This window comes from Treponema sp. OMZ 799 (assembly GCF_024181365.1).
Lineage (GTDB): Bacteria > Spirochaetota > Spirochaetia > Treponematales > Treponemataceae > Treponema_B.
The window spans coordinates 888107-912371 of the sequence record NZ_CP051301.1; the positions used below are offsets into that span (position 1 = coordinate 888107).

The 24265-nt window shown below is 40.8% G+C and carries 23 protein-coding genes; 11 read left to right on the forward strand and 12 right to left on the reverse strand.

Going from position 1 to position 24265, the window contains the following annotated elements:
* Position 1: 1 nt before the first annotated feature.
* From rnhA to thiI, 3 genes are read right to left on the reverse strand one after another with little or no spacing between them, the layout of a single operon-like run.
* A complete protein-coding gene (gene rnhA, locus E4O04_RS03965) occupies positions 2 to 478 on the reverse strand; it encodes a ribonuclease HI (RefSeq protein WP_253710048.1) in 477 nt (158 codons plus the stop codon).
* Positions 475 to 1578 (reverse strand): 3-deoxy-7-phosphoheptulonate synthase, encoded by a 1104-nt coding sequence (locus E4O04_RS03970; protein ID WP_253710049.1) that lies wholly within the window; start codon positions 1576 to 1578, stop codon positions 475 to 477. Before E4O04_RS03970 ends, rnhA begins: the two co-directional genes overlap by 4 nt.
* Positions 1579 to 1580: 2 nt before the next feature.
* Entirely contained in the window at positions 1581 to 2744 is a 1164-nt protein-coding gene (thiI, locus tag E4O04_RS03975) for a tRNA uracil 4-sulfurtransferase ThiI (RefSeq protein WP_253710051.1), read from the reverse strand.
* Positions 2745 to 2859: 115 nt separating this feature from the next.
* Here thiI and E4O04_RS03980 point away from each other — a divergent pair, with 115 nt between their 5' ends.
* From E4O04_RS03980 to E4O04_RS03990, 3 genes are read left to right on the forward strand one after another with little or no spacing between them, the layout of a single operon-like run.
* Positions 2860 to 3732, forward strand: a complete 873-nt coding sequence (locus tag E4O04_RS03980) for a hypothetical protein (protein ID WP_253710053.1) — start codon at positions 2860 to 2862, stop codon at positions 3730 to 3732.
* A gap of 8 nt (positions 3733 to 3740) precedes the next feature.
* Entirely contained in the window at positions 3741 to 7172 is a 3432-nt protein-coding gene (locus E4O04_RS03985) for an immunoglobulin domain-containing protein (RefSeq protein WP_253710054.1), read from the forward strand.
* Between the two features lie 57 nt (positions 7173 to 7229).
* Positions 7230 to 8114: a hypothetical protein gene (locus E4O04_RS03990; RefSeq protein WP_253710056.1), complete on the forward strand. Its 885-nt coding sequence runs from the start codon at positions 7230 to 7232 to the stop codon at positions 8112 to 8114.
* A 4-nt stretch (positions 8115 to 8118) separates the two neighbouring features.
* On the opposite strand, the gene E4O04_RS03995 is transcribed toward E4O04_RS03990, so the two are convergent.
* The 6 genes from E4O04_RS03995 to E4O04_RS04020 all read right to left on the reverse strand — a co-directional run bounded on the left by E4O04_RS03995 (position 8119) and on the right by E4O04_RS04020 (position 11010).
* Positions 8119 to 8382 (reverse strand): Txe/YoeB family addiction module toxin, encoded by a 264-nt coding sequence (locus tag E4O04_RS03995; RefSeq protein ID WP_253710057.1) that lies wholly within the window; start codon positions 8380 to 8382, stop codon positions 8119 to 8121.
* A 2-nt stretch (positions 8383 to 8384) separates the two neighbouring features.
* Positions 8385 to 8642, reverse strand: coding sequence for a type II toxin-antitoxin system RelB/DinJ family antitoxin (locus E4O04_RS04000; RefSeq protein ID WP_253678135.1), 258 nt, complete (start codon positions 8640 to 8642; stop codon positions 8385 to 8387).
* Positions 8643 to 8714: 72 nt separating this feature from the next.
* Positions 8715 to 9539, reverse strand: a complete 825-nt coding sequence (locus E4O04_RS04005) for a metal ABC transporter permease (RefSeq protein ID WP_253710059.1) — start codon at positions 9537 to 9539, stop codon at positions 8715 to 8717.
* Between the two features lie 29 nt (positions 9540 to 9568).
* Complete coding sequence (locus tag E4O04_RS04010) at positions 9569 to 10252, reverse strand: metal ABC transporter ATP-binding protein (protein WP_253710060.1); 684 nt, start codon at positions 10250 to 10252, stop codon at positions 9569 to 9571.
* A 64-nt stretch (positions 10253 to 10316) separates the two neighbouring features.
* Positions 10317 to 10706 carry a HEPN domain-containing protein gene (locus tag E4O04_RS04015; protein ID WP_253710062.1) on the reverse strand — a complete coding sequence of 130 codons (390 nt, stop codon included), beginning with the start codon at positions 10704 to 10706 and terminating at the stop codon, positions 10317 to 10319.
* On the reverse strand, positions 10699 to 11010 hold the full coding sequence (locus E4O04_RS04020; protein ID WP_253710064.1) for a nucleotidyltransferase family protein: 312 nt from the start codon (positions 11008 to 11010) through the stop codon (positions 10699 to 10701). The genes E4O04_RS04015 and E4O04_RS04020 overlap by 8 nt, the downstream gene beginning before the upstream one ends.
* Positions 11011 to 11154: 144 nt before the next feature.
* Between E4O04_RS04020 and E4O04_RS04025 the strand changes: the two genes are divergently transcribed.
* The 3 genes from E4O04_RS04025 to E4O04_RS04035 all read left to right on the forward strand — a co-directional run bounded on the left by E4O04_RS04025 (position 11155) and on the right by E4O04_RS04035 (position 16297).
* Entirely contained in the window at positions 11155 to 12942 is a 1788-nt protein-coding gene (locus E4O04_RS04025; RefSeq protein WP_253710065.1) for an ABC transporter ATP-binding protein/permease, read from the forward strand.
* Complete coding sequence (locus E4O04_RS04030; RefSeq protein ID WP_253710067.1) at positions 12939 to 14597, forward strand: ABC transporter ATP-binding protein; 1659 nt, start codon at positions 12939 to 12941, stop codon at positions 14595 to 14597. The genes E4O04_RS04025 and E4O04_RS04030 overlap by 4 nt, the downstream gene beginning before the upstream one ends.
* Before the next feature lie 80 nt (positions 14598 to 14677).
* A complete protein-coding gene (locus E4O04_RS04035) occupies positions 14678 to 16297 on the forward strand; it encodes an ATP-binding protein (protein WP_253710069.1) in 1620 nt (539 codons plus the stop codon).
* A gap of 12 nt (positions 16298 to 16309) precedes the next feature.
* On the opposite strand, the gene E4O04_RS04040 is transcribed toward E4O04_RS04035, so the two are convergent.
* Both E4O04_RS04040 and E4O04_RS04045 read right to left on the reverse strand, forming a co-directional pair.
* Positions 16310 to 16933, reverse strand: coding sequence for a precorrin-8X methylmutase (locus E4O04_RS04040; RefSeq protein ID WP_253710070.1), 624 nt, complete (start codon positions 16931 to 16933; stop codon positions 16310 to 16312).
* On the reverse strand, positions 16923 to 17852 hold the full coding sequence (locus E4O04_RS04045; protein WP_253710072.1) for an Hsp33 family molecular chaperone HslO: 930 nt from the start codon (positions 17850 to 17852) through the stop codon (positions 16923 to 16925). The genes E4O04_RS04040 and E4O04_RS04045 overlap by 11 nt, the downstream gene beginning before the upstream one ends.
* Positions 17853 to 17962: 110 nt before the next feature.
* Here E4O04_RS04045 and lysS point away from each other — a divergent pair, with 110 nt between their 5' ends.
* The 5 genes from lysS (at position 17963) to E4O04_RS04070 (ending at position 23130) form a co-directional block, all read left to right on the forward strand.
* Positions 17963 to 19549, forward strand: coding sequence for a lysine--tRNA ligase (lysS, locus tag E4O04_RS04050; protein WP_253710073.1), 1587 nt, complete (start codon positions 17963 to 17965; stop codon positions 19547 to 19549).
* 47 nt (positions 19550 to 19596) lie between these two features.
* Entirely contained in the window at positions 19597 to 20667 is a 1071-nt protein-coding gene (locus E4O04_RS04055) for a DUF2804 domain-containing protein (RefSeq protein WP_253710075.1), read from the forward strand.
* Positions 20664 to 21359 (forward strand): YgjP family zinc-dependent metalloprotease, encoded by a 696-nt coding sequence (locus E4O04_RS04060; RefSeq protein WP_253710077.1) that lies wholly within the window; start codon positions 20664 to 20666, stop codon positions 21357 to 21359. The genes E4O04_RS04055 and E4O04_RS04060 overlap by 4 nt, the downstream gene beginning before the upstream one ends.
* Before the next feature lie 180 nt (positions 21360 to 21539).
* Positions 21540 to 22418, forward strand: a complete 879-nt coding sequence (locus tag E4O04_RS04065) for a YitT family protein (protein WP_253710078.1) — start codon at positions 21540 to 21542, stop codon at positions 22416 to 22418.
* 67 nt (positions 22419 to 22485) lie between these two features.
* The gene (locus E4O04_RS04070; RefSeq protein WP_253685270.1) at positions 22486 to 23130 is read left to right on the forward strand and encodes a hypothetical protein; all 645 of its coding nucleotides are present in this window, start codon (positions 22486 to 22488) and stop codon (positions 23128 to 23130) included.
* A gap of 10 nt (positions 23131 to 23140) precedes the next feature.
* Here the strand turns inward: E4O04_RS04070 and E4O04_RS04075 are convergent, their stop codons facing one another.
* A complete protein-coding gene (locus tag E4O04_RS04075) occupies positions 23141 to 24199 on the reverse strand; it encodes an SAM-dependent methyltransferase (protein WP_253685268.1) in 1059 nt (352 codons plus the stop codon).
* Positions 24200 to 24265: the final 66 nt, after the last annotated feature.

The following is a 24265-nucleotide window of genomic DNA, read 5'->3' on the forward strand; positions in this document are numbered from 1 at the left end:
CCTACCCCTCTTTTTTACAAGCTTCGACAGCCAGTCGGTCGCAGGCTTCGTTTAGAGGATTGCCGGCGTGACCTCTTACCCAAACCCATTCCGGTTTAATCGAGACGGAAAGGGCATCCAGTTCCTGCCAAAGGTCTTGGTTTTTTACAGGCTGCTTGGAGGCCGTCTTCCAATTATTTTTTTTCCAGTTGAAAATCCATGAGCTTATGCCCTGCTGTACGTATTGGGAATCGGTGTGGACTGAGATACTTTCATAGTCTGCAATTTTGCCGGATTGAGCGCTCAAATCTTCTTCTTGTATTTTTTGCAGAGCTCTTATGACAGCCATAAGTTCCATGCGGTTATTGGTGGTCAGCTTTTCGCCTCCGCTTGCCCTAAAAATTTCTTCCTTTGAATCCTTATTTATGATTATATAGGCCCAGCCTCCGGGGCCGGGATTTTTGGAGCAGGCTCCATCAGTGTATATTTCGATATTCATTTTTGTTCCCTATTGTCTTTAATATAATTTTCGCCTGTGAAACACTTCCGATATTTTTGATGGATTCTAAGTATTTCTTCTTGAGTTTCTTCCCAGCCGAGGCAGGGGTCGGTTATGGATTTTCCGTATTCGCTTCCTTCCCTTGCTTTTTCGATAGAGGTTTTGCCCTCTTGGATAAAGCTTTCAATCATGCAGCCTCTTATATAGCCGAGCGGTTCGTATTTATCGAAGCGGAGTTTTAAGCTTTCTTCAAGAATACCTATCTGTTTTTTAGGATCTTTCCCCGAATTCCCGTGGGAACAATCTATTACTATGCTCGGTTCCAATTCTTTTTCTTTCATAAGAGAGGCCGCTTTTTCAACTTCTTCCCTATTATAATTAGGTTTTAAAATGCCGCCCCTTAAAACCAAATGCGTATCGCTATTTCCTGTAGTGTGGATTATTGCGGAAAGTCCGTTTCGGGCAATACCTACAAAGGCATGGGGCAGGCGGGAAACCGTTACTCCGTTTACTGCTGCCGTTACGTCCCCATAGGTTGTGTTTTTAAAGCCTACAGGCATCGAAAGTCCTGAGGCTATTTCTCTGTGGATCTGACTTTCGGCCGAGCGTGCCCCTATCGATGCCCAGCTTACAAGGTCGGCAATGTATTGGGGAATCATTGGGTCTACCATTTCGGAGGCTGCAGGAATGCCGATTTCGGCAAGTTTAATCAAAAATTTTCTTGCTTTTTGAATGCCGCCCTCAATGTTGATAAAGCCGTCAAGTTCCGGCTCTACAATGAGGCCTCTCCAGCCTAAAACCGTTCTGGGTTTTTCAAAGTAGGTGCGCATTATAATATAGAAAGAATCTGCACATTTCTTTTTTAGCTCTAAAAGGCGCATCGCATAATCTTCTGCGGCTCTTGTGTCGTGGATGGAACAGGGGCCGACTATGAATAAAAAGCGCTTATCCTTTCCGTTTATTATATCGCCGATAGTTTTTCGGGATTCGGCTATAAAAGAATAAAGAGAATCGGATGCAGGTATTTTTTCTACCATTTCTGCCGGAGAACTTATACAGTGAATCCTCTCGATACGGAGGTCAACAAGGTCTTTTATCATATTTAAAAACTCATCTTTTTTACTTCTCTTTGTGCATAGGCCTCTTCCAAAAGGCCGTCTATTTCCATTCTTTCAAAAATTTCGGCTGCATCTTTTAGGTTTGAGTGTAAAATCGGGTGTTTGGGCGAAAACATTACGCAGCAATCTTCGTATGGTAAGATTGAAGTTTCATAGGTGCCGATTTCCTTGGCTTGTATCGTGATTTCTTCCTTATCGAGGCCTATGAGGGGTCTGAAAACCGGAAATTCCGCATAGGAATTGGTAACCGTTAAGTTTTCGACAGTTTGACTTGCAACCTGAGCAAGGCTTTCTCCCGTAATAAGGCATTTGGCATTTATGCCTTTAGCCGTCATATTTGCTATCTTCATCATGCAGATTCTCATCATCAAGGTGAGATAGGCTTCGGGGCTTTTTTCTCTGATTTGCTGCTGAACCTTTGTAAAAGGAATTATATTTAAGTATCCGCCGAGGCCGTAGCCGGCTAAGATTGAGGCAAGTTTTTCAACCTTAGCTTGAGCTTCGGGTGAGGTGTAAGGATGAGAATGAAAGTAAAGGTAGTCGAGTTTCATCCCGCGGGTAAGCATCTTAAAGCCTGCAACCGGGGAGTCGATTCCTCCCGAAAGGAGTAAAAGGCCCCTTCCCGAGCAGCCGCAGGGAAGACCTCTCCGCCCCTTGTGCTCAAGGCCGTAGATAAAGGCTTTTTCTCTTACCTCGATTGTGATTACAATGTCGGGATTATGAACATCGGTTTTTAAGATTCCTTGCATGTGGATTACGCCTCCTACCTCCCTCGAAATTTCATAAGAGGTGAGGGGGAAGGTTTTTTCTCCTCGGCGGGATTCTATTTTAAAGGTTTTTGCCCCGGTATCCCTTGCCCTTATAGCTTCGGCCTTGGCCGTTTCGGTAATGGCTTCAATAGTTTTTTCGGCAGGGATAGCCTCGGCCCAGCCCGTAATGCCTATGAGCTTATTTAAGGCTTCTTCTGTTTTTTCTTTAAATTCGGGTCTTACGCTTACATACATTCTTCCGGCCCGCACGCGTATATTGGGCTTCGCATCCGATAAATAGCTGCGTAAATTCTGAGAAAGCCTCATTTCAAAATCTTTTAAATTCCCTTTTTTTAGGTTAATTTCGCCTATTTTTGCGAGATAGAAAAGTTCTTCCATATTTTTATATTTTAGCTTAAAAATGCAAAAAAGTCCATCAGGGGGAAATTTTATATTTAACGCCTGTATTGACGATTATATAAAAATGATGTATCATTTAGGGATTGAGGTGGCTATGAAAACTATTAAGAAATCTATTTTTTTGATTATTTTTGTGTGTTTAGGCCTTTCAGCCTTTTCTTTTGAAGAAGGTTTCACCCTCGGACTTAGGGCTAATTTCTCGGGTTCTTATACGGATCCTCATATAAATGAAGCTGACATGAAATATCTTGGAGCCGGTTTTATGAAGGGAATGGTCGGCTTTGTTATGAGCGGGGATGCTGAGCTTACTTATATTTTTGATTCTAAAAAATACTTTAAATATACAAGCAATAATATTTTTGGAGGTCTTGGTTTAGCCTTTAATCTAGGCATAGGACAGGGATTTTCGGGACAGATTTCGGGACAATATAATGATAGTATCAAAAAAAATATTGAAGTATACTCCCGCGTTTATATGACTCCTGTTTTGAATTTCGGCACAAGCTTAAAAGCTATGCTTTTAAAAAACAGGCTTGTTATAGGTTTCGGCATAGGCGGGAAAATGCTCATGGATCCCCAGCCTACCTACGAATTATATTCCAATTTAAATGAAGAAGAATTAAAGAAATTAAAAGACGTAGGTATTGATTTTTATCCGGAGACAGGTACCTTATTTATACCTGAACCGATGATGAAAAAGATGAATCCTCTGAGTGCTCTTTTAAAATTATCTATGGAATATAATCAGCCGATAATATCTACAATGGGTCTTACTCTGGGTGGATATTTATCCTATTCTATTTTTAAACCCGGATATGTGGCTCTTCCTAAAAAAATTGAACAAGCAGCAATTGTAAATGGTCAACAACATGATGTTGATGTTAATTTTGCACGTGATCCTATAAAGTCATTTTTTATGAATAACCTGGACTTTGGAATAAGTTTAGGGCTCTTATTTAAGGTGTGAGGTGAAATATGAAAAAAAACTATAAAAAGAATCTTTTTGCAATCATTTTTATGTTGACGGCTTTTATATTTACAAATTCCTGTAAACCTGCAATAGGTTCGGCTTGGTATCCTCGTACTAGTGATGATACAGGAATGTCCATGTATATAACCGAAATACTTATTTCAGATAACCCCGTTATAGCAGTCCTTTCTGAAACACCGATTGATGAAATTGATAGGTTAAAAAAGTTTTCAGCTGCAGATACTTATATCGTTACAGTTCCTCCATCAGTTGACGAAATTTATGTTGATCATATCAAAGTCAACGCTGTAAGTTCTTTATCAAAAATGGAACCTGTTTTAGTAGATGTAAAAATAAACGGAGAAGGTACACCTCTTGTTCCGGGTCAAACGGTTCCTATTACAATAAAAATTATAGATAATACGGGTAAATACTCCACTATCGAGAAGATTATCAAGATTACGCAAAGTGAACCTTATGACTTAGAATTAAAGAGTCTTGAAATTTGCGGTATAGATGCCATATCCGGCGCTGTTACTGTTCCATATAAACATAGTGTCATAGATCCTTCTAAAATTACTGCAAAATTTAAGTATGGAGAAAATGAAACAGTCATCCCTGTTGATATAGAAAATTCTCCTGTCGAATTAAAAGAAAATGAGACTGTCAATATAAAGATAATGGTTAAAGGAAAAAAGGGACAATATAAAGATTTTCAAAAAATCATTAGTATAACCAGGGAAGCAAAGACCGAGGGAGAAGATGAAGCACTACAGCTTTTAGAAATGTATATTCTGGGTATCAAGGCTGAGATAGGAAAAACAGCTCTGGTTCCGGAAAATACTCAAACTCTGAATTCTGATGATGTAATTTTATCCTTTAATAGATTCGGCTATATTCCTGCCGAAATAAGCCCCAAACCGGCCGTTTTTGGAAACGAAGATATAATATCCTTGAAGGTATCAGTAGCTGCAAAGGAAGGTAAATATCAAGCATGGGAGACGGATATTACAGTAAAGAAAAGTTCAGAGGTTTTGTACAATCCTATAGATAAAAAAGGGAATAAAAAATATGTAATACAAATAAATACTATACTTGAAAACATCGATCCCTTTGTTTATTATGATGAAAATTATGAATTCCATTCTTCAAAATTTGATGATTGGGTTTTATATATGCCCGGTATGTCGGGTATTATTGCCTCGTACAAGTTCCAAGACGGAAGCTGGAGCGGAAATCCCGAAATGGTTGAAAACATTCCTTCATCAATCGGTTCCGGGTTTAAAGCAATTTCCAACGTAAAAATCTACCGATATAGAACCAGAAAAGACCGAGGGAGTGCACACGGTACCGATGCCGAACTTGCACCAAATCCTCATGATAACCGATTCTATTTTTACCGTTTTACCGCAGATGCTTCAATGGGGATAAAAGCCGACAATTCCATGTTCTGTGTGGATCGCTATTCCAAGTTCCTTTTTTATTATAGTGATCCGGCTAAGATAAAAAGTATTGCCGGCAGCAAGCTCCCTACGGAATGGACTGACTATGCTGCTGCTTCTATAGGTGATCACATCCAATTTAAAAAACCGTTTTATATGACCGACCCCGTCGGCTATGTAAAAGAAGATGGTAGTGTTGTAATGTACCAGTGGATTAAAGACAATATAAATGCAAGTAATTATCACGCCCAAGAAAATCCGGCTTTTACAAAGCCTGCCGAAAAAAAAGCAAATGGTGCGGGGTTTTCACCTTATAGAAATCCTATTGAGATAAAAAAGACTGAAGTTTCTACTGGAATTAATCCTAAATATACCGTTGCAGAACCTATGATAATGGGGCAGCCTGCCTCCGTATATGCTCATGTAGGGGATAATGTTTCCTTTGAGGTTAGAGTTCTTCCGTCACCCGAAGGAGAGAATCTTTCATATCAGTGGTATAGGAGACTGAATGCAGACGGTTCTACTGATGAAAAGATTGATGGAGCTGTAGGAGCTATATATGTACCGGATACTTCTGCCGAGATAGATGCTTATTGTTTCTGCATAATAAAGAATGAAAATACGGCTAATGGAAAAGTTACCGAGGTTAAATCGGAAGATGCTAAATTCCGTTTAGTTCCCGGCAGCGGAGAAATTATAATTGATGCCGAATCTCCTAAGATATTGAAGCAGCCCGAAAGTATTAGTATAGCTATCGGTTCTTCTGAAGAAATAAGTCTATCCGTTCTTGCAGAATCCGTTGATGGAGGAAACCTAACATATCAATGGTATAAGGCTGATAATGAAGGTGATGACGGTTCACCGATAAGTGATGCCGTCACTGAAACTTATACATTTACCCCTGAAACATCTGCCGAGCATAACGACTTTTATTATTGTGAGGTTACAAATACAAATACAGGAGTAAACGGAAATAAGACAGCAATTAAAAATAGCTCCATAGTAAAGGTTTCCGTTGAAGCTTTATACCGTGTAAGTTTTTCGGTCTCAGGCGATGAAGGCGGTTTCCTTACAGCCCTGCATAACGGAAAATCTATCGAATCGGGTACATACATAAAAAAAGGCGAGAAGATTAGATTTATCGCAACACCCAAACCTAGGCATATCGTAAAGGATTGGGAATGTGCGGGTGCTGCTTTCGAAGTTCCCTATGCTGATAAAACCGTTGCCGTATTAACGGTTGGAACATCAAATGCGGTTATCTCGGTTTCTTTTGAGGCGAAAATGCGCCTTACCATAAGACCTAAAATTTCCAATGAAAGTTTACAGTCGTGGTCTACGGCAGACGGTGATCACGGCAGTCATAAATATATTGACGGCGCTCATTTTGCTCATGATCTTGCCGTTACGGTAAATGCAAATGGCGATACGGGCAACATACAATGGAAATACGACTTTCCCTTTGAAGGAAGCGGTTCCGGTGGTCCGCTTGGAGGCGGATATGGTGAATATGTGAAGAAAGAAGATTACATAAAAGTAGGGAAACATAAGGAAGACAATAATGTTGTGTTAGCTAAGAATTTCTCTCATTTTTCAGAAATGGATATTGTATTTAAAACCTATCTGATAAAATCAAACCGGCTTGATTATTGGCGATCGGAATGGACAACATGGGGCGGCGGACCGGTATACCCCAAGCAGCCCTTAGATAATAACAGTATCATTAAACTTGTCTACAACGAAACTACCGGAACATGGACTTTAGATGCAGCTGCACTACAACTTAATCAGCCGGAGCGTGTAACGATCTCCTATGACGAAAACTTTACCCTTGCCGATGGCGAAGAAAAAGACTTTGTTATTACATATACGGTTAATAACAACGGATATAAAGCTGGGGACAGCTATAAAGATAGCGATGATGGGGGGCCCAACGAAGACAGTACAAGGTCAAAGGGTACGGTAAAAGTAATCTATACAATTAGTTGGAAGTAATTTTTAAAAGCCGAAGGCTCTTTTTAAACCTTCGGCTTTTTTTAGTAGACTATTTTTATGAAAAAGTTCTTTTTAATTTTTTGCGTATTAGTATTATCGTTCTTTTTTTCGGCATTGTTTTTGACTGCAGAGGATTCAATAAAAGAAGATAAACTAAAACTTGATCCCGATAATCCCGACTGTATTTATGAAAAAACGATGTTGGGAGACTGCTTTATCCATATGTCGAAGATTACCTGTCCTTCAAAGGGGTCTGCCCCTGTAGTTGAAATTCTCTTCAAGTCTGATTTTAAATGGACGGCTTGTGAACCGCATAATGGCTGGGGTAAGGAAGGAAAAACATATAAATACCATGAGCACGAGGTTCCTGGTTCCCGCATATTTTTTAGCATAACAAACAAGATAAACGATGTTGCCTATTACAGGATAGAAGGCTTCCATCCCTTTGATCTTCCTATATATGATGCGCCTCGCGAAGCAAAAATGCTTCAAAGGTTTATCTTTTTTAAATTTACTGCCTATGCGGCAAAAGGCGGCCTTTTTGAAAATTATCTTAATAATCTAATGTGTGCCTTGGATACACATACAAAGCTTCTTTATACCTACGGAATGCCTAGTGATTACACAAAAATAATCGGAAATAACTATATTCCTCAAAAATGGCTTCCTTATGAAACCCATCCGAACACTGCAGAATCAAATTTAAAGTTTTACGAATATGACCCGATCGGCTTTGTTTCCCTCGAAAAAACTCACGACTTTCTAGGGGTAAAAACAAATGTTCACTTATATGAATGGTGGAATAAATCTGTCGGGGCTGGATCTTCGATGAAAACCGTAAAAGAAAAACGCTTTATGCCCCGCCTTTCCGAGGCGGCCCTAGAAGACTGGACTATCCGCGATGCTTCTAAGCCTGTGCGTTCCCCTTATCGAAAATTTTAAAATATCATTTATCGTTATAATGATTTTTGCACTGAATAATCTTTATCATTCCATCTTCAATTTTATAAACAAGACGGTGTTTTTCATCTATTGAACGAGACCAATAATCGCTAAGATTTCCTTTTAAGGGTTCCGGATGACCTATACCGTCGTGACCGTTTCGTTCAATATCTGCAATTAGTTTATTGATTTTCTTAAGAGTCTTTTTATCCTGTATTATCCAATAGGTGTAGTCTGCCCATGCATCATCAGAAAAATCTTTGTGCAATTCTATACCTCAACCAGCTCTCTTATTGAGTGTTGTCCATTTTCCATTTGAGTTTTGGAATTTTCCAAAGCTCTTATGTTTTTTTCTGAATAAAAAGAACTATCTTGAACAATTTCAAATGGAATTTTACGTTGTATTAAGGTTTGTTTTAAAAATATACGTATTGCAGTAGTCGTATCCATTCCTATGGATTCAAAAAAAGCATCTGCATCTTTCTTTAGAGCCGTGTCTAAACGCGTCTGTAAAACTGCTGTTTTCATATTTACTCCTTATTACAAATATAACATAAAAGCTATGAAAAAACAATACTTTTGTATTCTTTTACTACATGCTTATAAAGTATTAACCACGTCCGGTTTTCTAATATGTTTTAAAAAGAAATTTATCCCTATCGTCAAGATTAAGACAATGACCGAAACCAGGGCCGTAAAACCGCCCGGGGCGACATTCAGGTGATAGGACAAAACCAAGCCGAGCATGATATCGGCCGCGCTTATAAAAATAGAAAAAATCAAGGTCTTTTTAAAGCTCGTTTTTAGTTGAAGGGCTGTTGCAACGGGGAGGGCTATCATCGAGCTTAATACCAGCATGCCTACGATTTTTAATGAAACGGCTATAGTTGCCGCAGTAAGGGCTGAAAATAAGTAATTGATGAGCCTTACCTTAACGCCCATTATTTTTGCAATATCTTCATCGAGGGCTATGTATACCATCTTGTGATACATAAGGCCGAGGGTAATCAAGGATAGGATGCTTAAAGCTATGACCGTAATCAAATCCGACGATGAAACTGTTAGGACGCTCCCGAATAAATAGGTTTCGGCATTGGCTCTGACGGCTCCTGAGCTTATGAGGGTAATGGCGATTCCAACGCTCAAGGATAAAACTATCGAAAGGATTAAATCTTGATATTCTTTAAACGCGTTTCTAAGGGCTTCTATTAGAGCCCCGGCAGCCGTCGTAAAAATAAAGGCTCCAAGTATAGGGTTTATCCCTGAAGCAAGGGCGAGGGTAACGCCTGCAAGTGAGCTGTGGGAAAGGGTATCTCCTATGAGGGAGTATTTCCTGAGAACTAAAAACAAGCCTATTGCAGGGCAGAGGATTCCTATAAAAAAAGAAACAATAAAAGCATTTTGCATAAAACCGTATTGAAGCATCTTCTTAACCTCCTATAAAAACTTTTCTCTTATTGGTTCACCCTGGGCTTGAATTGAACAAAGCTAGGGTCAAAGAATTCGGAACTGTACTGTTTGGGACTGCACAAGTGTCCTTCTCCATTTTTTATATGAAATATTTTGGTAGAATTAAAAATCGCAGCATCCAAGTTATGGTCAACCGAAATGACAGTAAGCCCCTTTTGAGTGTTTAAATCTTTTACAAAAGAATAGATTTCTTTTTGCCCCTGAACATCGATTCCGGTAGAAGGCTCATCCAAGATTAAAAGATCGGGATCCCCGATAAGGGCTCGTGCTATGTAGAGTTTTTGAAGCTGCCCGCCTGAAAGTTCTCCGACAAGGCCGGTTTTGTATTCGCTTAAATTCACTCTTTCCAGGGCTTTTAGAACGCAGTCCTTTTCCCTTATCTTTAATATTTTTCTATAAGAATTTAAAAGCTCAAAAAGAGTAATCGGGAAGTCGCTTAAATTTTCTTTTTTTTGCGGAAGGTAGCCTATTCTTTTTGCATTGATAATAATTTCACCGCTTTGTATTTTAAGCAGTTTTAAGATAAGTTTTAGAAGCGTACTTTTACCGCAGCCGTTTTCTCCCACAATTGAAATATAATCGCCCTGCTTAACTTCTAAATTTATATTTTTTAAAACTTCTTTTTTTGAGTTCGGATATTTAAATTTAAGAGAATTTATTTTTACCATAGGAAGAGCATTTTACTTCTTTTTTTTAAAGATTGCAAGACTGTGATTGTTAAGATTGTTTATCTTAGATGGTTTCAATAACAACTTCTGCCCACTTCTTCAATCTTTCGGTTGAATCTATGGCATATTTTGTATCATTATCATCTACATAAACCTCTTGCGGATATCGGCTTCTTACACCATAAGGATTGAGAATTGCACATATTTTCAAAATTTCAATCGGTACATCAATCCTTTTTTTTACTAATCTTGCCAGGACAAGTAAATCATGTGTTTTTTGAATTTCTTCATTTAGGCTTATAAGCAAACCTTTTAAAAATTTTTCTGAAGCTTGCTGACAATGATAACAGATAATGGTTAAAGGTTTCGGATGCATATTTTCATATAAATGTCTTGCACAATCAAAATCCATATTAGCAAAGTCAAACCATTCTTTAACTGCCTCATCATTCATATATTATAACTCCGTCCCGTGCAACTACTCTTTCAAGTGTAGGCTGTTTACTTCTTTTTTCGAACACAGCAGCAGTATTAACAACAATATCAACAGGTTTTACATCCATATCTATTAAAGATAAATAGGCTTTTTGCGCCGAATGTAATACATTCTTTGTATCATCGGGCATTATAAGATAAAAATCATAATCACTGTCTTCAGTAAATGAGTCTTTAGCATATGATCCGAATAATATTATTTTTTGAGGTTTAACCGCTTCTAAAAATCTATCCCGAATTTCAAAGATTTCCTTATTTATCATAATTTTTCCCCACTGAGATAATTTTAACATGATATTATAAAATTTTCAATTCATTATTTTGAAATTTATTTCCGAAAGCATAAAAGTTAGCCTATTGCTATTTTTATTTGTTTCCTATAAAATTGTCTTTTTAAGAGGTTAGTTATGATTCATAAACGCCTGACAAGGTCGGTGCCGAAAAGTAAAAAGTGGATTTTGCTTTCGGCCCTTTCTTCATGGATTTCTCTATTGTGCAATGTGGTCATTACGTTTGTAATGGTGCGTTTGATTTTCGGTCTATATAATTCTTCGCTTGATAAAAAAACGCTTTTTGTTTTGGCGGTCGTAGCTGCCTCTGCCTTGGTAATACGGGTTATTGCCGTCCGTAAGCGCTCCTACTTTTCATACAGGGCAGGAACCGAGGTTAAGCGTACCTTGCGCTCAATGCTCTACGATAAATTTATTTCTTTAAAGCTAAATTATTCCCAATATATCAGCATGGCCGAGGTTACTCAAATAGGCTCGGACGGAATAGAGCAGCTGGATTCTTATTTCGGGGCCTACCTGCCTCAGTTCTTTTTTAGTATGGCGGCTCCGGTAACTCTTTTTATAATCCTTGCACCGATAAATTTTTTTGCTGCCCTTGTGCTTTTTATCTGTGTGCCCCTGATTCCTCTTTCGATTGTTGCCATTCAAAAGGTTGCAAAGCGCATTTTAAAAAATTACCTTTCAATTTATACGGGGCTTGGAGATTCCTTTTTGGATAACCTACGCGGCCTTATCACTTTAAAGGCCTATTCGGATGATGAAGCTCAACACAAGGAGCTGAATGCCGAGGCGGAAAATTTTAGGCGGGTAACCATGAGGGTTTTGACCATGCAGCTTAACTCCATCTTTGTGATGGACACCGTGGCTTACGGCGGAACAGCCCTCGGCACAATTGTAAGCCTATATCAGCTGCGAACCGGAAATCTTTCGATAGAAGGAGCTCTTCTTTTTATTTTGCTCTGCGCAGAATTCTTTTTGCCCTTGCGGACCTTGGGCTCTTTTTTCCATATAGCGATGAACGGGATAACCGCCGCAAACCGACTCTTTGAATTGATGGATGTAAAAAACGATTCAGCTTCGATATTAAGCGAAGCCGAACTTGAGGCTGCGGCAAAAAAATTTAAAGAATCGAAGCTTACACTTGAGGTAAAAAATTTAAACTTTAATTATAACGAATCGAAGCAGGCAGTAAAAAATGCATCGATGAAGTTTTTAAAGGCGGGCTTTTACGGCATAGCAGGTGAAAGCGGATCGGGTAAATCGACGGCGGCCTCCTTGCTTATGGGCTTACAAAAAAACTATTCGGGAGAAATCCTCCTGTCGGGAATAGAAGCAAAAAAACTTCCCGATGAATTTAGAGCTAGGTACATGAACCTTGTTTCGACCGAGAGCTTTTTGTTCGGAGCTTCGGTGAGAGAAAACCTTTTAATAGCCAAACCCTCTGCAAGCGATGAAGAATTGATGAGCGTATTAAAAAAGGTTCTATTAGACGAGTTTGTTTTAAGCCGCAGTTCTTCAAAAGAAGAAGGAAACTCAGGCTTGGATTTTTATATTGAATCCGGAGGAAAGAATTTATCGGGCGGACAGGTTCAGCGTTTTGCCCTTGCACGGGCACTTCTTCACGATGCAGACATTTATATCTTTGACGAGGCTGTAAGCAATATCGATGTCGAAAGCGAAGAGCTTATTTTAAGCACCCTCTACGAATTAAGCAAAACCAAAATAATCATCTTTATTTCGCACAGGCTTGCAAATATTGAAAATGCAGACCATATCTATGTATTTGAAAAGGGCGAGATAAAAGAAGAAGGAACGAATTCAAGCCTCCTTGAAAAAAACGGCATCTATGCAAGGATGTATTTACAGCAAAAAGATCTTGAAAAAATAAGGCTGGGTGTAAAATGAAAAAAAGCGAGCTTATAAAAAAATTGATAGTATTTGTAAGACCTCTTACAGGCGTTATGACTATAACGGTTATCTTGAGGGTCTTGGGCTTTATCATTGCGGCGGCCATTCCGGTTTTGGGCGGAGCCGGCATAGTCTATCTTTTGGGCTTAAAAGTTTTTAATACCTCATTTTCCCTAAACTTTGTAATAATAGGCCTCATCGTTTGTGCAGTGAGCCGAGGCATTTTCAGATACGGCGAGCAGCTTTCGGGACACTACATAGCCTTTACCCTCTTGGCCCTTATCCGGGATAAAATTTTTACGGCTATGAGACGGCTCGCCTTTGTTAAGCTGCAAAAAAAAGATTCAGGGAGCCTCTTGTCGATCATAACCACCGACATAGAATTGCTCGAAGTTTTTTATGCCCACACAATAGCCCCCGCTGCTTCTGCCGTTCTCTACTTTATTTTTGCCCTAATCATCTTTGCAAAAATACACATTGTTTTATCTCTTACGGTTGCCCTCATTTATATAATCATAGGCTTTCTCCTTCCCATCCTTTTCGGTAAGATGGATGACGGCTCGGGTGTAGAATACCGAAAAAAAATGAGCTCCCTTAATTCCTACTTTTTGGACTCCCTCCTCGGAATAAAGGAGATAATCTTTTTTGACAAGATAAGGGAGAGAAAAGAAAATATAGAAAAACGAGGAGAGGCTATAAGCGGAACCTTTAAGCTCTTAAAGGACTTTGAGGGGAACACCTTTGCTGTTACGGAGGCAGCTCTCACCCTTTGCAATTTTTTAATGCTGGGCATTTCGGCCTTCCTCTTGGTAAACGGAAAAATAGACTTTGCTCACCTTTTGATTTCCAACCTGATGCTTCTTTCAGGCTACGGCCCGATAATAGCGGTTTCAGGCTTGGCCGTAAACTTGCAGCAAACCTTCGCTTCCGCAGAGAGAGTTTTTTCCCTGCTTGAAGAAAAGCCTGAACTCGATGAAGTTGAAGACGGCGAAAACGTCAGCTTCGAAAAAGTTGATGCCGATAATATCAATTTTAGATACGACGATATGGAAGTTTTAAAGGATGTAAGCATCTCGGTTAAAAAAGATGAGATAGTCGGCCTTTGCGGTAAAAGCGGAAGCGGTAAGAGTACCCTGCTCCGCCTCATCATGCGCTTTTTCGATCCCCTTTCGGGAGAGGTAAGGATGAACGGCATCGACGTTAAAAAAATAAACACGGCTAGTTTAAGAGAGGCCGTTTCGTACATTACCCAGCAAACCTATATTTTTAAAAAATCTATTTATGAAAACATCCTTCTTGCAAACAGGAATGCTTCAAAAGAGGAAGTTATCGATGCCGCGAAAAAAGCCGCCATCCACGATTTTATCATGAGCCTTCCTGAAGGCTATGATACTAAGATTACCGAACTCGGCGGAAACCTCTCGAGCGGAGAAAAACAGCGTCTCGGCCTTGCCAGGGCCTTTTTGCACAAGGCTCCTCTTTTGCTGCTCGACGAACCGACCGGAAACTTGGACAGCTTAAACGAGGCCCTCATTTTAAATTCCATTTACCAAGAAAAAAGAGACAAGGGCGTTTTAATCGTAAGCCACCGCAAATCAACCGTAAACGCCGCCGATAAGGTTGTTTACATTGAAAATGGAAGGGTGAGGTAGCTTTCTCAAGCAATTGTAAATTTAGGCCTCCTGTGGTATAATTACAAGAGTGATGTTTTGCAAGATAGGGAGGCTTTTAGATGACAGAAGTGAAACGCAGTTTACCTATAGGTGTTCAAAGTTTTGAAAAGCTTATTGAAGCGGATTTTTTGTATATTGATAAAACAAAATATATATGGGATTTAATCAACAATAAGACTCCTTATTTTTTAAGCCGGCCGCGGAGATTCGGGAAGAGCCTTTTTCTTTCAACCTTGAAGGCCTACTTTCTCGGACAGAAGGAGCTTTTTAAGGGCTTAGCCCTTGAAGGCTTGGAGGAAGCCGACAAGGGTAAAAGAGAGATTTGGCAGGAATACCCCGTTCTTTATTTGGACTTTAATACGGCCGTTTACGAATCAAGAGAAGACTTGATAAATATCCTCTCCTCATTTTTAGCACAATATGAAGCCGTTTACGGAAGTACGGGCCTGGATATTACCGACCGTTTTAAGAAACTGATAAGAGCCGCCCACGAAAAAACGGGCAGGCAGGTAGTCATCCTCATAGACGAGTACGATAAGCCTCTTTTAAGCTCCATGGAAAACTTAAGCCTCAATGAAACCTACCGTACTATTTTAAAGGGCTTTTACGGAGTAATTAAAAGCTCAGATGCTTCCCTCCGCTTTGCCTTTTTAACCGGAGTTACCAAGTTCAGTAAGGTAAGCATTTTTAGCGATTTAAACAACTTGCGGGATATAAGTATGCTCTCCGATTTTTCCGGTATTTGCGGCATATCCCAAGAAGAGCTTGAAGCAAACTTTCGCCCTGAAATTAAGGCCTTAGCCGAAAGAAATGAGATGAGCTATGATGAGGCCCTTGCCCAATTAAAAAAGAAATATGACGGCTATAAATTTGCAAGGCAAGGTGTTTCAATGTATAATCCTTTTAGTATTCTAAATGTGTTTATGTCAAGAGAATTTGCAAGCTATTGGTACGCCACCGGCACCCCGACCTTCTTGGTTAAGTACCTAAAAGAAGGGCATTACTACATCCCCGAATTGGACGGGGATATTCAGATTGACGAATATGGCTTAAATGCTTACAGGGCCGATCCCATTCTCCCCATTCCGATACTTTTTCAGGCGGGCTATTTGACGATAAAGGATTATGACAAGGAGTACGGTCTTTACCGTTTGGGCTTCCCGAACGATGAGGTGCGCTACGGCTTTTTGCACAACCTAATGCCCGCCTTTACCCCTATAGGGGCCGAAAAGACAGGCGTTTCGGTAATGGAATTTACGAAGGCCCTCAAAGCGGGAGATGTAGATGCCTTTATGAAAAAAATGCAGGCTCTTATTTCAGGCATCCCATACGATAATCTCGCAGAAAAAGACCTCGCCTTGAGGGAGCAAAACTATCAGGCCGCTGTCTACCTCATCTTTGCTCTGATGAACCAATTTGTGCAAACCGAAATTCATTGTGCGACAGGACGGGCTGATTGTATAGTCCATACCCAAGATAGAATTTACATCTTTGAATTTAAGCTTGAAGGAAGGGGAACGGCAGAAGATGCTATAAAGCAGATAAAAGAAAAGAATTACGCAGCTCCCTACAAAGAAGCAAGTTCAGGAGGAGTCAAAAAAACAATCCTTGCCGTAGGTGCAAGCTTCGATGAAGAAAAACGCACCATCAAGGATTGGCGGACAGAAGAGCTTGTTTAATGCAGCTTTTCCTTACTCCCTTTCCACCATCATGTAAAGTAAGGCGTTTATAATGGAGGCGGCGACATTGCTTCCACCCTTGGTGCCTACGGTAGAGATTTGGGGCAGGGAGACGGAACGCAGGGCTTCCTTTGATTCGGCGGCACCTACAAAGCCGACGGGGACTCCGATTATAAAATCGGGGGAAACTTTTTTTTCTTCACATAGCTCTAAAAGGCGGAAGAGGGCTGTAGGGGCGTTTCCTATCACAAAGGCTGTTGCTCCTTCTTGGACTGCAAGGTCTACGGCTGCCGAAGAGCGTGTAATTCCTCCTTCCTTGGACATCTTAAAAACTCTCTCGTCATCGATCAGGCATAAAAGTTTATTTTCGGTTTTTGAAAGGGCGGGTTTATTGATGCCTGTCATCACCATCTTGGTATCGGTAAAAATAGTTATGCCCTTTTGAAGAGCCTTTTTAGCGGCTTCCATAAAATTATTTTGAAAGACAATTATCTTTCGGTAGTCGACATCACCCGTAGTATGAATCATCCTCTTGGCTATAATTTTTTCTTCTTCCGTGAAAGCAACATCCTTCATGCTCTCTTCAATTATATCCATGCTCTTATTTTCTATTTCCATGGGTTTTTTAATGTACATCGATTTTTTCCTTTAAGATGGTTTTGGGATATTTATAGACAGAGCCGCAGTTATGGCAATAAAGCTCGATTTGATCGGGGCCGTTTTCGTACATGTCTGCAAGTTCTTTTTCGGGCAGGGTAAAAATCTTATTTCGGAAATTGTCTTCCGAGCAGGGGCAATAAAAGTCTATCTTTCTTTCTATTAGAACTTTCGGATTGCAGTCACGGAAAAGGCCGAAAATGACGTCTTCCCTGTCTCCGCCTTCCGCAAACCATTGGCCTATCGAGGGGCAGGCCGCAAAGGCCATTTCTACCTTTTCTATCAAGGCTTCTTCGGCTCCCGGCATGACCTGAATGTACATGCCTCCCGCTCCGATGATTCTTCCTTCCTTGTCGAATTGGACGCCTGTATTAAAGCCCGTTACGGTCTGTTCCGATTGCAAAAAATATTCGGAAAGGTCAAGGGCTATGTTTTTGTGCTTTATCTCGATGATTCCCGTTAAGGGTTCCCTGGCTCCTTCGGGGAAGCGGATAACCGAAATCTTTCCTTCGCCGAAGAGGGGCTTTAAGTCCCATGTTTCTAACAATTCATCAGGTCTTATCGGGTCTTCCAAAAGATAGCCCCTTACAAAGCCCTCGCTGAAGGCTTCGACGCTAAAGCCCACAAGGGGGCCTTGGGTATCGCATCTAAAGATGATTCTATCCCTTCCCTTCATTGTCGGAATTAAGAGGGCTCCGCAAAGGGAGGCATGACCCAGTGCAAGGCTTTCCAAAAGCCCTAAGGAGTGCTGTACCCTCATCTTATTTACAAAGCGGGTTCCGTGAAAAAAAGCCCCGCGGATTTGGCCTTCGCCTAGCATAAAGACCGTCATTCCGTCTTCGTGCATGGTTTTAAATTTTTCGATTAAGACGGGATCGGTTATCGGTTTATCTATCATAGGCCGGATTATAGCAAAGATTGCACTTTTGTACAAGGATTGACACCCTCTCTTTTTTCGGATAAAATACCCTGTTTTGTTTATTTTAAATGTTTTGTAAGGAAGAAATTATGTCAAACGAAAAGAAATTATTACATTGGGCAGATCAGACTGCCGAAAAAATCATAAGAGAGAGGGGAGACCTCGATGTTTACACTTGCGCATCCGGTATTACGCCTTCGGGCACCGTTCACGTAGGAAACTTCCGCGAAATTATTTCCGTAGATTTGGTTGTGAGAGCCTTGCGCTCCCGCGGAAAAAATGTGCGCTTTATTTATTCTTGGGATGATTATGATGTATTCCGCAAGGTTCCTTTAAATATGCCTAAGCCTGAGGTTTTGGAAAAATACCTCCGCTATCCGATTACGATGGTTCCCGACACCTTTGAGCGGGACGAAAACTACGCCCGCCACCACGAGCATGATGTAGAAGCCGTATTGCCGAGAGTCGGTATTCACCCCGAATATCTTTATCAGGCTGAACGCTATCAAAAGGGAATGTATGCTGAAGGAATGAAAAAGGCCTTGGACAATAGGGAAGAGCTTAAAGAAATTTTAAATACATATCGTGACGAGTCTCATAAGATTACCGAGGAGTACTGGCCCGTTTCGGTTTTTTGTACCGCCTGTAACAAGGACACGACAAAGATAGAGTCCTGGGACAATGATTGGACCTTACGCTATTCGTGCGAGTGCGGACATTGCGAAGACTTGGACTTGCGCAAGGCTAAGTCCGCAAAGCTGGGCTGGAGGGTTGACTGGCCTATGCGCTGGGCCTTTGAAAAAACAGTCTTCGAGCCTGCCGGAAAGGATCATCACTCTCAAGGCGGCTCCTTTGATACGGCGAGCTTAGTTTCCACCCGCATTTATAACTGGCCTGCCCCTGTAAGTTTCCGCTATGACTTTATCGGCTTAAAGGGAGTGCCCGGAAAGATGGCCTCTTCCAAGGGAAAGGTTGTAAGCCTTGCCGAGGTACTCGAAGTTTACCAGCCCGAAGTTGCCCGCTATCTTTTTGCAGGCACAAGACCCAACACCGAATTCGTTATCAGCTTTGACCTTGATGTAATTAAGATTTATGAAGACTATGACAAGACCGAGCGTATTGCATGGAAGGCCGAACAGGCTAAAAACGATGAGACCTTTGAAAAAGAATATAGAATCTATGAACTTTCGCAAATAGACGGAATGCCTGAGTGTATTTCTTATCAAATTCCTTTTAGACACTTGTGCAATCTTTTGCAAATAAATTCCGGAGATATAGATGCGGTAATAAACAGCCTTCCCGATGTAAAGCCCGGTCAGCTTGACAGGCTGAAGGCAAGAGCCGAATGTGCATGGAACTGGATTACAGACGGAGGAGCTCCCGAAGAGTTTAAGTTTGCTTTAAGGACTGACGGCTCAAAGGCTGATTTGAACGAGGCCGAAACAAAGGCGGTTAAAACGATAAGGGATTCCCTTTTGCCGAAAATGGATGAGATGGACGAAAAGACCTTTTCGACAGCCCTCTATGATGCTGCAAAAGAATGCGGCTTAGAACCCAAACAAATGTTTGTTGCCTGCTATCAAGCCCTCGTTTCAAAAGATCAGGGGCCGCGCCTTGCAGGCTTTATGAAAACCATTGGAAAAGAAAGACTTGCAAGTATTTTAAAAAATTATTAAGGCAAAAAGGCTTTTATTTTTTTGCAAATTGTGCTAACATTCTTTTTATGGCTAATGATAACTTGTACACACGCAAGATAGAACCTGCACCCGATAAGCCTGTCCAAAACGGAAAATCGAATTTCGGAACCTTTTCAGGCTGCTTTAAAAAATTCGATATAAGAGGGCTCTATCGGGTTTTCGGTAATTTGCCCCTCCCTAGGATAATTTCCAATGCCCGAATTTCGGGAACGATGAGGTTTTTGTTTTGCGATGATGAGGTAATAGGAGAAATGGCCTTTTTTTCGTGCTATATCTTCTCCTTTATGGAAACAACCTTTTGGGTTCGTAAAACTCAGCAAAAATATGCCTACAGGCAATACCTGCCGGGCGGCTTTATTCATATCCCAAAGCACATAAGCTACAGTGTTACAGCCTGCCGGAAACCTTATAGATATGCCCGTATCTTTTCCCGTCTTTCCCACGGGAAGCTTCATGCCGACTTTGACTTTTTAGCCCGCGACTCCCGCCCCTCCTGTGAGGGCCGTCTTGATTTGGATATTCGGGATAAGGAAGCTGTAGATTTCTCCTGCGTAATTCCTAACTATGTAAGCCGCCGCTGTATGGCCATGTACATGCAGACCGGTACCGTAAAGGGCTGGATAAGTTTGGGTTATAACGAAGACATTCAGCTAAAAAAAGAGACAGCCGTAGGGGTTTTTGATGTGAGAAAGGCTTACACCGGGTTTAGGTCAAAGCGCACCCTTGTAAACGGACTCGGTAAGTTCGACGGCAAATCCTTGGTTTTTTATCTTGCAAATTCGATAGCAGCCGACAGCAATAAGTATAACGACAACATGATGCTCTATGACGGGAAGCGCACCCCCCTTCCTCCGGTTAAAATAACCAGGCCCTTCGGTATCATGGGAAAATGGATAATACAGGATACCGAAAGCATGGTAGACCTTGTGTTTCTTCCTATTTCAAAAAACTACAAGCGTGTAAATGCCGCCGTTTTTAAGACGGAGTACAGCACCGTTTACGGTCATTTTGAAGGAACCCTTTTGACGGCCGACGGAGAAGAGTTAAAACTAAAATCCTTTCCCGGCATCGCCAAAAAATACAATCTTAGAATATGATGATTAAAATAGAAGGGATCGAAATCGAATGGGCCGAATCCAAGGGGCGGAAGCTCAGGCTTACCGTATCGCCTAAAACGGCCATCCCCTGTATCCATGTTCCAAAAAACTATCCTCAAAGCAAGGCCTTGGATTTTGTCAAAGAAAATATTGCATGGATAAAAAAACATCAAGAGCGGATAGAAGAAAAGATTTTTAAGAAGAATGTAAAGGCCTCATTGAAGGACGGCTCTACGGTAAGTTTATGGGGTGCCGATTATAAAATCAAAATAATGAGGGCTAAAAAAAATGCAGGCGTTGCAGTCGATGACGATTTTATCTATTTAAAAGAGCCTCCCGGAGCCGATCCCAAAAAACGCCCTTCAATCTTAAACCGCCTTTATAAAAAGGAGCTTGAGCTATATGTTGAAGAAATTCTCCCCTTTTGGGAAGCCAAGATAAAAGAAACCGCCTCCGAGATAAAATACAGGGATATGAAAAGCAAGTGGGGCTCATGCAATTCTTATACGGGCATAATCACCTTAAACACAAAGCTAGCCGCCCTCCCTTGCGAATGTGCCGAGATGGTGCTGGTTCACGAGTTTGTTCATTTTAAAGAAAGGCTTCATAACGAGCGCTTTAAGCGATATATGACTAAATACCTCCCCGATTGGAAAGAAAGGGTGAAGATGTTGAATTCGGAAGAGTATTAAGGAGAGAAACCCTTGGTCGAATGATTAAAATGTCGAATGGTAAACGACAAATGTCGAAGTTCAAGTGTCAAATGCTTAATTGTACTTCGTCCTTCGACATTTGCAATCATGTGTCAAAGTGATATGTTGATTTTTTTAATAAAATGATGTAGTATATTTCCAATTTGGAGAATGTATATTATGAGTAAAATATTACCTGTCAAACACTTTTCTACAAAATTTGTTATAGGCTCGTTACTGGATATCTTTTGGGTTACTGTTGGAAGCGTCCTTGCTGCGGTTGCATTGCAGTTTTTTCTTATCCCCGGAACAATTGCTCCGGGCGGTGTGAGCGGTTTGTCGGTTGCAATCGAAAAATTGACAGGTATAAGGGTATACATATCGAATTTGGCTATAAATGTACCCTTATTTATTTTTGGAGCAAAACTTTTAGGTAAAAAGTCTGCTGTTTATACCCTTTATTCTATTTTGGTGCTTTCGGGAGTCTTGGCTGTTTTGCCTCAAGATTTTGTGTTTACCAATGATCTTTTTTTGCAGGCAACCTTCGGAGGAATTCTTTTAGGTGTGGGTTTGGGCTTTGTGTTTAAGTGCGGAGCTACGACAGGCGGAACCGACCTTGCCGGAGCTATTGTAAATAAGCATTTTCCCGGGCTAAGTATTGCAAAGGGAATGGCTATAGCCGATTTTGTAATAGTAATCTTTGCAGGTGTTGTAGATAATAACCCGAACACTTCGCTTTATTCTTTAATAGCTCTTTTCTTTTGTACAAAGATAGCCGATATGATTCTTGACGGCTTCGGTTATTTTAAGGGATTTTTCATTGTCAGCTCCAAGCCCGAAGAAATCGGTGATGCTCTTATGAGTCAGCTTGAAAGAGGTGTTACCCTTCTTCGGGGAGAAGGTATGTATTCAAAGCAGGATAGGCCTGTACTTCTCTGCGTTGTAAGCCGTGCCCAATTTGTAAGGGCAAAAGAAATAATAACCGAAATCGATGAAAAGGCTTTTATAATGGTCTGCGATATGCAGGAAGTTTACGGCCTAGGATTTAAGCAAAAATAAAGTAAACTTTTGTTTACAGATTAGATAAGTCATTGACGGCAGACAGTTAATTATGGTATAGTTGAGTATGGATTCAGGAATTTTTATTACGGATAATAGGCTAAAGTTTTCACAAGAGCTTGCAAACCGCCTTAGAGATAAGGGTTTAAAGGTGTGTTTGAGTTCGGAGTATAAAGAAGATAATAAAGAAAGCGGTGTTACCACCGAAATAGAATGGAACCGCTCATCCCTTTTTTCTCTTCAGGCTATTCCCCTTAAATTAAAAAATATAAATATCGCGGCCGATACGTCGATTTTGATTTTTGATGCTCCTGCTTATTCCAAAATATATCCGGGGACGGATGCCCTTTCTATAGACAATACGATAAGCGACCTTGTTTCTGCGAATGCCGCTCTTTCCTTTGTTTTAAAAAACTACTATATAAAAAAAGCGCAAGGCCGTTTAGTCTTTGTTCACCGTGATGCGGACGTGCCTTGCGGTAATCCTAATATTTCGGCAGCCTCGGCAGCCTTTGCCCGTATTGCAGAAGAAACGGTTGATGCCGTAAGAAAGGCTGAGCTTCCCGGAGTGCAGACTCTTTTGGTAAAGCTTGAAGGCTTTGAAGATGAGGTCTTTGCCGATTGGATATGCAATCAACTGGAGCTTCCCGTTTTATCCAAAAGTCCCGGCCGATGGGTAAAAGCCGGACAGCGCAGTTTTTTTGGTAAGTAAGCATTAACAGTTATATGAATGGGGCTTTTAGCCAGGTGAGCTCGTGCTTGTTCGCCGTAAGATGAACTATCTTTGAGTTCGGAATTGCCGCAAATTTTTTTACGGTTTCGTTATCGGGTTCTCCCTGCATCTTTATCGTGCAGATAAATTTTTCGCAAAGTCCCGATTCAATCCATTTTATAATCCATTCATAAAGTCTCGGAGGATAACAGATTACATCCGAGCAAAGCCAATCTACCTTTCCGATCTCTTCAGGTTTTAAGGTAAAGGCATCATGCTTTATAAATTCTATATTTTTCTTTGCCATTAAATCGGGGCGCAAGGGACTTCTGTCGATTGCGATAATTTTGCAGCCTAAACTGTCCAAGACCCAGCTCCAGCCTCCGGGGCAGGCTCCGGCATCAAGGCAGATTGAATCGGCTGCCGGCAGGGAAGGGGCGTTTTTGGAAACCTCTGCGGGTAAGGTTTTGCTTTTTTCAATAAGACCGTTTTTTTCTTGGTGCTTTTTTAGGTAAAAATTTAAGAGGGTCAAGGCTTCCCACATTTTTAAGTAGGCCCGGCTAGGCGGATTTATCTTATCTTCCTTAAAGAAAATTTCTCCGCGGGGAAAGGGACTTGAAGTTTTTGCTGAAGCGAAAATTTGATTTTCATTTAAGAGGGTCCAGATTCCCATTTCTGCTAAAGGAACATCGTAGGGAAAGTCCCTTTCTTTTTTGCTTATAAAGGGCAGTTTTTTTTCGATGAGATCTGCCCGCCTAAAACAGTTAAAAGGGACAAAGGCCCAGTTTCTTTGGATTGAGCGCAAAATATCGGCGGCCTCGCTTATGCTCGAAAACTCCGCTATAAATGGTTCTTCCATACAAAGGCGGTTCCAAAAAATATCTTTCGGAAAATTTTCCCTGTACACTATGTTACCATAGACAGCAGCATCTTTGGGAAGATTTTTAATCTCCATAGGAGCCGTACCATGCGGAATTCCTAACTCGTCAAGAAGATGATTTTCAAATTGAGGAACGGCGAGCCAAGCTTTGCCTTTTAATAATTTTATACGCAGGTCATATTTTAGCATAAGTTTTGTATTCTCTTAAAAGGAGTATTTTCTTTTTTTTGGTTTAGCTTGTCAATCGGGTTCGTT